Origin of the sequence: Brevibacterium sp. 50QC2O2 (genome assembly GCF_024580675.1) — a bacterium.
GTDB classification, from domain to species: domain Bacteria; phylum Actinomycetota; class Actinomycetes; order Actinomycetales; family Brevibacteriaceae; genus Brevibacterium; species Brevibacterium moorei.
Genome location: NZ_JANIJZ010000037.1, coordinates 1 through 7,611, shown reverse-complemented (window position 1 = coordinate 7,611; position 7,611 = coordinate 1). Strand labels below are relative to the sequence as shown.

Below are 7,611 nucleotides of genomic sequence, written 5' to 3'. Positions count from 1 at the left end.
GGTCTTGTGTGGGCTTGTAGTCACGGGTCATGAGTCCACGTGACCATGGGTATGGTCATGATGTGGTGAGACATGGTGGTCATGATGTTGTGAGACATCTGTGGTCACGATGTCCCGAGACTTCACACGGGCTGCAAGTGACACGAACCGGACACTCGATGGGGCCTCGGCGCATCGAGTGGGAATGCACCCTCCCCGCGCCCCTACCCCAGCACCTTGAGAATGCCGGGCACAGACAGGATCGCCACGTAGTACCCCATGAACAACACACCGGAGTGCAGTTTGAGGGTGCGCACCAGCAGGCCGGACAGCAGGCCGATCGTCAGCACCACGATCAGGCCCAGCAGGCCGCCCTCCCACACGCTGACCAACAGCACCAGGCCCGAGAACCCCGCGATGATCGCCTCGTGGCTGACCTTCGAGACGACGAAGCGCGCGGCGGCATGGGCGTAGCGCATGGCGAACGGATAGGCGATGAGCCCGGCCAACAGCACGCCCAGGAGGGCGAAGACGAAGAACTGCCCGGTCGACAGGGTGTCGGACAGGTTGAAGTGCTCGCCGGAGGCGGCATCCGTGTGGAACACCGGCGGCGCGTTGAACAGGGGCGCGGCGGGACCGGCGGCAACCGGCGACAGCGGCAGCCCGAAGGCCACCAGCGGGATCAGGGTCTCGGCCATATAGGTCGATTCCGTGGTGCCGTTCTTCGCACTGACCACGGTGGCCAGGCGCTGATAGCCCTGCTTGATCTTCGCGCCCACCAACTCGCCCATCAGCACCGTCATCGCAACGGGGCTGAACACGAAGGTCGCACTGGAGATCACCGAGGTCGCGGCCGTCGCGCCCAGCTGCTGCTTGTCGAGCACCTTGAACGGATTGGGCCAGGTGTGGTGCGTGCCGTGCGCTCCCCGGTCGACATCGACGTGCTCGCCCGTGGCCGAGGCTGCGGCGGCCTGCGCGGTGGCCGCACCGGACTTCCCGCGCGTCTTCCGGTTCCCGACCCCCAGCTCCGAGGTGTCGGGGGCCAGGTAGACGTGCGAGGGCTCCCGCCTGCGCATCCGGGCGCGATTGCCCGGCACCAGCACGGCGAACAGGTCGAAGATCATCGGGCCGATCGCGATCCCCATGAAGTAGCTGGTGGAGATCGTCACGTCGAAGGTCCCGGCCCAGGCGTTGAGCCCCATGACGATCGCGACGAATGGGATGAGCGCCAGGACACCGGCCAGCTTCGCGGGCGACACATAGGCGATGAGGATCGCGGCGATGAGGAACAGCCACGGGGCGATATCGCCGATGAAGGCCTCGAAGGGCGAGAGCACCCAGGCGAACAGCACGGCCACCGGCACGGCGATGACCGCGGAGATCAGCGCAGCCGAGATCGCCTTGCGCAGCGCCACGTGCGGCACACCCAGGGCGCGCATCCGGTTGGCGTCGTCCATGATGGGCACGGCCAGGGTGTCGCCCGGAATGCCCAGGAGCATCGTGGGGATCGCATGCGTCATGTGCTTGGACACGGCCGCGGCGATGAAGAACGTGAAGATTCCGGCCGGGGGCACGCCCAGCAGGATGACGACCAGGGTCAGGGGCGCGATGGTCGAGGTCTCATCGGTGCCGGAGACCACGCCGACCAGGGTGAAGACGATGGCGCCGATGATGCCCATGAGCACGGCGATCGGGACCTGGGACAGGATCTCCATCAGGCGGCACCTCCCCGGGCCGCATCCGGAGTTCCCGGGGTTCCGGAATCTCCCGAGGTCCCGGCGGCACGCGCCTGCCCGGCCTCGAACGCCGAGGTCAGTCCGGCCTCGGCGAGTTCGTGCCGCGAGCGCGCACTGGCCTGGGCCAGGGTGCCCAGACCCTGCGGGTCGGCCGCCATATCGTCGATCGTCTCGTCCACCCGCGAGGTATCGGAGGCGTGATCGCTCACGATCCGCGCCGGCGGTACCAGGAAGCCGACGATGACCGCCCCGATCACCGTGCCGATCAGCCCCGTGACCAGGGACCACACCTTGACCAGAGCGGGGTCGGCGACGAACAGGCCGACGAGCCACTTGCCTCCGTAGAGGCCGATCATGGCGCCGGCGACGCCCAGGACGATGCCCAGCAGCAGCTTCTTGCCGCGCACTGTGTCATTCCAGACGAATAGGTACTCTCCGTCTGTCTGGGGCTCATCCGGAGCGGTTCCGCCCTGGGCCGGCGGGCGCGTTCGCGTCATTGCGATCCTTACTGTTTCGGGGGCACGGTTTCGATTGCGGGATTGGGAGCGATGAACTCCACCGTTCATTGTAAGCGCGTCCTCACCCGCGCGGCCCGACCCGGGGCGCCGCGGTCGGTCCGCTCAGGGGATGAGGACTTCGACGGCGTGCAGTACGAAGCCGACCAGGGCACCGATCACGGTGCCGTTGATCCGGATGAACTGCAGGTCGCGCCCGGCCAGCAATTCGATCTTCTCCGAGGCCTGCTGCGCGTCCCAGCCGGCGATCGTATCCGAGATGACACTGGCCAGCTCAGGGCCGAAGGACTCGGCCGCCGCACCCGCCGCATCCGCCAGCCGCGCATCGATGCCCGCGGCGAAGGCCTCGTCCTCGACACAGCGGGTGGAGAACTCGGTCAGGGCCGCACGGATCCGCGAACCGATCTCGCCGCTGGGATCGCCGATCGCCGTGCGCAGCAACACCGACAGGCTGGTCCACAGATCCACCACCGCTGCCGCCACGCTGGGGTGGGCCAGCAGCTGGGCCAGAACGGATTCGGTCCGCTCCGCCACAGGAGAATCCTCGTCCTGCATATCGTGGGCCACGGCCAGCAGCCATTCGTCCAGGGCGCGGCGGACTTTGTGGTCCGGGCGGTCGCGGATATCGCCCAGCCAGCCCAGGACCTCGCGCTGCAGGCGGTTGGCGATGCCGGAGTTGACGAACTTCGGCACCCAGGACGGGGCCTTGGTCGCCACCTGGTCTCCCAGCACCTGCGGGTTGTTGTAGAGCCAGTCGAAGGCCTCGTCGAGGATGATGTCGATCAGCCGTTTGTGCGAGCCATCGGAGATGACCCGTTCCAGGACCAGGCCCAGCACCGGGGCCTTGCGCAGATCCGTCAGCTTCGGGATGAGCACGTTCTTCGTCAGCGATTCGACCGCAGCGGAATCCACCCGGTCCAGCACGTAGTTCAGTCCCTGTGCCGCACGCCCCACCAGCAGTTCCTGGTTGTCGGGGCGGCTCAGCCACAGGCCGGCCCGGTAGGTGACGTGGGCGGAGAGGATCTTGGGCGCCACGGTGGACTTGCGCAGGAAGTTCGTCGCGACGAACTCCGACAGGGTCTCCCCCAGCGAGTCCTTCTTGCGCGGAATGATCGCGGTGTGCGGGATCGGCAGGCCCAGGGGATGGCGGAACAGGGCGGTGACGGCGAACCAGTCGGCGATCGCACCGACCATCGCGGCCTCGGCTGCGGCGGCGATGAAGCCCCAGACACCGCCGAGGTCTGTGAAGATATGGACCAGCAGGAAGATCAGGGCGGCCAGGATCAGCGCACCGGTGGCGATCCGGCGCATCTTCGTCAAACCACGGCGGCGTTCGGCATCCCCGGCGGTATCGAGCTCGAAGGTGGATGCCGGTGCAGGCGGCGTCTGCGGCCGGGGTGGGACCGGGCCGGGCTGCTCATCACTCATACCCCCAGTCTAGGTTCGGCACGCCGGCCGGCCCATGAGCCGGTGTCGTGGCAGCGCGCCGAGGTCGTGGTTCCGGACATGCAGAAGGCGCCGGTCGCCGCCCCCGTCGAAACGGGGAACGGCGACCGGCGCCTTGAGAACCGTGCGGATCGGATCCGGTGGATCAGGACCCACTGGATCGGACCGCGCGACTCACGACCCGATGAATCAGGCCTTGCCGATGACGGCGAACTTGGCCGAAGCCGTGATCTCGTCGTGCACGCGCACCGTGGCGGTGTAGGTGCCGGGCGTCTTCACGTGGGCCGGCAGGGCGACCTGACGACGGTCGAACTCGCGACCGGTCGCGGCGGCCAGGGCCTCGGCGACCAGGGCCGGGGTGACGGCGCCGAACAGGCGACCGTTCTTGCCGGCCTTCATCTCGATGCGAGCAGCGGTCTTCTCCAGCTGCGCCTTCAGTTCCAGAGCGGCATCGCGGTCGGCGAGCTGCTTGGTCTGACGGGCCTTCTGCAGGGCTGCGATCTGCTTTTCAGCACCGGCGGTCCAGGGCTGAGCCCAGCCGCGGGGCAGCAGCAGGTTACGAGCGTAACCGGCCTTGACCTCGACGACGTCGCCGGCAGCGCCCAGTCCGTCGACTTCCTGGTTGAGGATGATCTTCTTAGTAGCCATGAATATCTCCCCTTCCTATCAGCGGTTCGTGCTGGTGTAGGGCAGCAGCGCCATTTCGCGGGCGTTCTTGACGGCCTTCGCGATAACGCGCTGTTCCTGCACGGTCACACCGGTGACGCGACGTGCACGGATCTTGCCGCGGTCCGAGATGAACTTGCGCAGAGTTGCGGTGTCTTTGTAATCGATCAGCGCGGCCTCGCCCTTCTTCAGGGGATTGGCCTTCTTCTTGATCGGCTTCCGGATATCCGGCTTTGCCATGATGTACTCCTGTTGAAAACGTGTTTAGAACGGCGGTTCGTCGTCGGTCGGGTTGCCCCAGCCGCCGCCACCGGCGTTCGGATTCGACGATGCCCAGGGATCGTCGTCCTGGCGAGGCGCAGGGGCCCCGCCGCCATTGCCCTGGTTCGCACCGGGGTTCTGGCCCCACTGGGAACCACCCTGATTGCCGCCGTTGAAGCCGCCACCGGGGTTGTTGTTCCCAAAACCGTTATTGCCGTAGCCACCACCGGGGTTGCCCTGGGGCTGGTTGTAACCGCCCTGGTTGCCACCCTGACGCTGCTGGCCGCCGCCGTATCCGCCCTGGTTCCCGCCACCGGAGCGCTCATTGCGCGTCACATTGGCGGTGGCGTAGCGCAGGCTGGGGCCCACCTCGTCGACGTCGAGCTCGAAAACCGTGCGGTTCTCTCCCTCTTTGGTTTCGAAGGTGCGCGCACGCAGCCGGCCCTGCACCACGACACGGGTGCCACGGGACAAGGAGCTCGCCACGTTCTCCGCCATATCGCGCCATGCGGCACAGCGGAGGAACATGGTTTCGCCGTCCTTGAATTCGTTCATGCGGCGGTCGAAGGTCCGAGGAGTCGAGGCCACCGTGAAGTTCGCGACGGCCGCACCATTGGGGGTGAAGCGCAGATCGGGATCAGCGGTGAGGTTGCCTACCACGGTGATAATGGTTTCGCCGGCCATGAGGACTCCTTAAGCAACGACCCGGCGAGCCGGGTCTGGTGGACTACGGACCTGTTCGGTTACTTGGCTGCGGGACGGATGAACTTGCTGCGCAGCACGGATTCGTTCAGACCCAGCAGACGCTCAAGTTCCTTGGTGGTCGCAGGCTCTGCGTGCAGATCGATGACTGCGTAGTAGCCTTCGGTCTTCTTCTGGATTTCGTACGCCAGGCGGCGACGGCCCCAGATGTCGACGTTGTCGATCGTGCCGTTTTCAGCGGGGACGACCTTCGTCAGCTTTTCAACAGTGGTACCCAGCGAACGCTCGTCGAGTTCCGGGTCCAGGATGAGCATGAGCTCGTAGTGACGCATGTGTAACCCACCTCCTCTGGTCTATGCGGCCATGGTCGGTCCATGGCAGGAGGGTAAATGCGTGCCCGGCCCGCACGATGGTTCGCACGGACACAGACCTTTCGATTCTAGTGCCTGGGATGGTGACCGTCTAGCCGTTCGTGCGCCGAAGTCGGGCGAATCACGTTTCGCACGTCTTCCGCCGAACCGTCTCCGGTCATTCCGCCGTCCCCGTCCGGGTCGGTAGGACCGTCCGGGCCGGCGGGACCGTCCGGGCTGGCGGGACCGGTCGCGGCATCTGCATCCACCGAGCGCAGGCGACTGCTCACCAGGTCCCCCATGCCCTCCACGGGTCCCGCGGCCTCCACATCGTCCGCGGCTTCCCCGGCTTTCAGATCTTCCCCGGCTTCCGGGTCCTCTGCAGCACCCGTTCCCTCCGTGGGTTCAACGCGGCCCATGGTGCCCTGGACGTCCTGGGCCGCGGCTACGCCCCGGGCCTCGAATTCCGGTGCCGGGGTCCGGGTCCCGGTGGTTGCGGCCGAGGACCGGTCGGCAATCTGGTCCCGCGGCCAGAGAGCTGCGACGATGACCGCGAGAACCGCGGCCAGACGCAACACGGTGAAGATGACGAGCCAGGACTGGTCCAGCCCCACCTTGTCCTGGGTGCGTGCGGCATCGCGCAGATTGACCGCGATGAAGAGGGCGGCTTCGGCGAGCATCCACGCCACGTGGACCCACAACCGGTGCACAGCCGCGGCTGCCGCCGGGACCAGCCACAGCGCCAGGGTGATGGGTGCCGCCGGCAGGAGCAGCAGGCTCAGCCCGAAGACGACGCTCAGGATCTGGGCCAGATCGAGGTGTCGGCCGAACATGTAGATGAGCTGGGCTGCGGCCAGCAGGGCCACAGCCCACACGATGAGCGAGAGCAGGCCGAGTTCGCGCGGGGATCCCAGGCCCGCCGACAGGGTCAGCGAGACCAGTGACCCACGATCCACAGCGGCGCCGAGCCAGGCCTGTGCCCTGGCGATGATCTGCCCGTCGACGATGATGAGCAGCCCCAGCGCGATGATCCCGCTGCCGACCATGACCAGCAGGTCGCCGGAGTCGATCCGCCGCGCCCCGGGGCCGAGGTCCCGGGCGGCACCCGCCCGGGCGGCGGAATCCGCAGAGGCGGCTCGACCGGCACCCAGTGAGCGCAGGCATACGACGATCGGCACCAGCAGTGCGATGGGGCTGATGACGACCGCTACGGCGAACAACAGGCCGGCGCAGACCAGCGCTCCGGTGGACGGGCGTTCGGCCGCGGGTGTGAGGAGGACCAGGGCGAGCAGGGTGGCGGCCACCGCCACCGGTTCCAGCCCCTGACCCAGGGAGAAGATCACGACCGGCGAGAGGAAAGCCGCGGCGACCCAGGAACTGCCGGGCATGAGCCGTAGCAGACTCACACCGATCACGGCGAAGGCCGCGACGTTGATGACGAGGAGGAAGGCCATGGTCGTCTGCACGTCCGAACCACCGAAACCGGTCAGGCCGACCAGCCAGGCATTGCCGGGGGTGAACGTCGACAGGCCACCGGTGGAACGTCCCGGGAAGTCGGGGAAGGTCTGACCCAGCACGGCGTTGGCAACGGGCGATGCGCACAGGCGGTGCGAGGCTCCGGGGAAGCCCCAGCCGTCTGTGAAACAGGCGACCTGGCGGGTCAGTCCCAGCAGGCAGGAGATCCCCAGCAGCACCAGACTCCAGGTCGCAGCACCCGCGCGGAAGCGACGATCCGCCGGTCCTGCGTGGGCGCCGGCGGTTCCTCCCAACAGGGGTTCGGCCAAACGTGCAGGGCTTGTTGTCACCATGGGGCCAGCGTACTTCACGGCACTGACGTTGATACTTGTAGGGATGGTTTCCATCCAGGGTGTGACCCAGGCACTGACTGGCCACCACAGTGTGTGCCTTTGCCGTGATCTGTCCACCCACCAGGGAATCATCGAGTGTCCCGACCGG

At 67.1% G+C, this 7,611-nt stretch carries 8 protein-coding genes; all 8 read right to left on the bottom strand.

The features are described 5' to 3' along the window. Positions 1–203: 203 nt before the first annotated feature. The gene (locus tag NQ038_RS15050) at positions 204–1,694 is read right to left on the bottom strand and encodes a tripartite tricarboxylate transporter permease (protein WP_257062970.1); all 1,491 of its coding nucleotides are present in this window, start codon (positions 1,692–1,694) and stop codon (positions 204–206) included. Beyond that, positions 1,694–2,212 (bottom strand): hypothetical protein, encoded by a 519-nt coding sequence (locus NQ038_RS15045; RefSeq protein ID WP_257062968.1) that lies wholly within the window; start codon positions 2,210–2,212, stop codon positions 1,694–1,696. The genes NQ038_RS15050 and NQ038_RS15045 overlap by 1 nt, the downstream gene beginning before the upstream one ends. Before the next feature lie 123 nt (positions 2,213–2,335). Further along, entirely contained in the window at positions 2,336–3,658 is a 1,323-nt protein-coding gene (locus tag NQ038_RS15040; RefSeq protein ID WP_257062967.1) for a DUF445 domain-containing protein, read from the bottom strand. Between the two features lie 207 nt (positions 3,659–3,865). Further along, the gene (rplI, locus tag NQ038_RS15035; RefSeq protein ID WP_257049955.1) at positions 3,866–4,324 is read right to left on the bottom strand and encodes a 50S ribosomal protein L9; all 459 of its coding nucleotides are present in this window, start codon (positions 4,322–4,324) and stop codon (positions 3,866–3,868) included. Positions 4,325–4,342: 18 nt separating this feature from the next. After that, the gene (gene rpsR, locus NQ038_RS15030; RefSeq protein ID WP_257049954.1) at positions 4,343–4,582 is read right to left on the bottom strand and encodes a 30S ribosomal protein S18; all 240 of its coding nucleotides are present in this window, start codon (positions 4,580–4,582) and stop codon (positions 4,343–4,345) included. A 24-nt stretch (positions 4,583–4,606) separates the two neighbouring features. Then, positions 4,607–5,287 carry a single-stranded DNA-binding protein gene (locus NQ038_RS15025; protein WP_257049953.1) on the bottom strand — a complete coding sequence of 227 codons (681 nt, stop codon included), beginning with the start codon at positions 5,285–5,287 and terminating at the stop codon, positions 4,607–4,609. Between the two features lie 59 nt (positions 5,288–5,346). Beyond that, the gene (gene rpsF, locus NQ038_RS15020; RefSeq protein WP_257049952.1) at positions 5,347–5,637 is read right to left on the bottom strand and encodes a 30S ribosomal protein S6; all 291 of its coding nucleotides are present in this window, start codon (positions 5,635–5,637) and stop codon (positions 5,347–5,349) included. A 107-nt stretch (positions 5,638–5,744) separates the two neighbouring features. Continuing rightward, complete coding sequence (locus NQ038_RS15015) at positions 5,745–7,463, bottom strand: hypothetical protein (RefSeq protein ID WP_257049951.1); 1,719 nt, start codon at positions 7,461–7,463, stop codon at positions 5,745–5,747. Positions 7,464–7,611: the final 148 nt, after the last annotated feature.

Bases quoted from the DNA above. Each gene is read 5' to 3' on its own strand.
- NQ038_RS15050 (WP_257062970.1), bottom strand. From the start codon at position 1,694: ATGGAGATCCTGTCCCAGGTCCCGATCGCCGTGCTCATGGGCATCATC.
- NQ038_RS15045 (WP_257062968.1), bottom strand. From the start codon at position 2,212: ATGACGCGAACGCGCCCGCCGGCCCAGGGCGGAACCGCTCCGGATGAG.
- NQ038_RS15040 (WP_257062967.1), bottom strand. From the start codon at position 3,658: ATGAGTGATGAGCAGCCCGGCCCGGTCCCACCCCGGCCGCAGACGCCG.
- rplI (WP_257049955.1), bottom strand. From the start codon at position 4,324: ATGGCTACTAAGAAGATCATCCTCAACCAGGAAGTCGACGGACTGGGC.
- rpsR (WP_257049954.1), bottom strand. From the start codon at position 4,582: ATGGCAAAGCCGGATATCCGGAAGCCGATCAAGAAGAAGGCCAATCCC.
- NQ038_RS15025 (WP_257049953.1), bottom strand. From the start codon at position 5,287: ATGGCCGGCGAAACCATTATCACCGTGGTAGGCAACCTCACCGCTGAT.
- rpsF (WP_257049952.1), bottom strand. From the start codon at position 5,637: ATGCGTCACTACGAGCTCATGCTCATCCTGGACCCGGAACTCGACGAG.
- NQ038_RS15015 (WP_257049951.1), bottom strand. From the start codon at position 7,463: ATGGTGACAACAAGCCCTGCACGTTTGGCCGAACCCCTGTTGGGAGGA.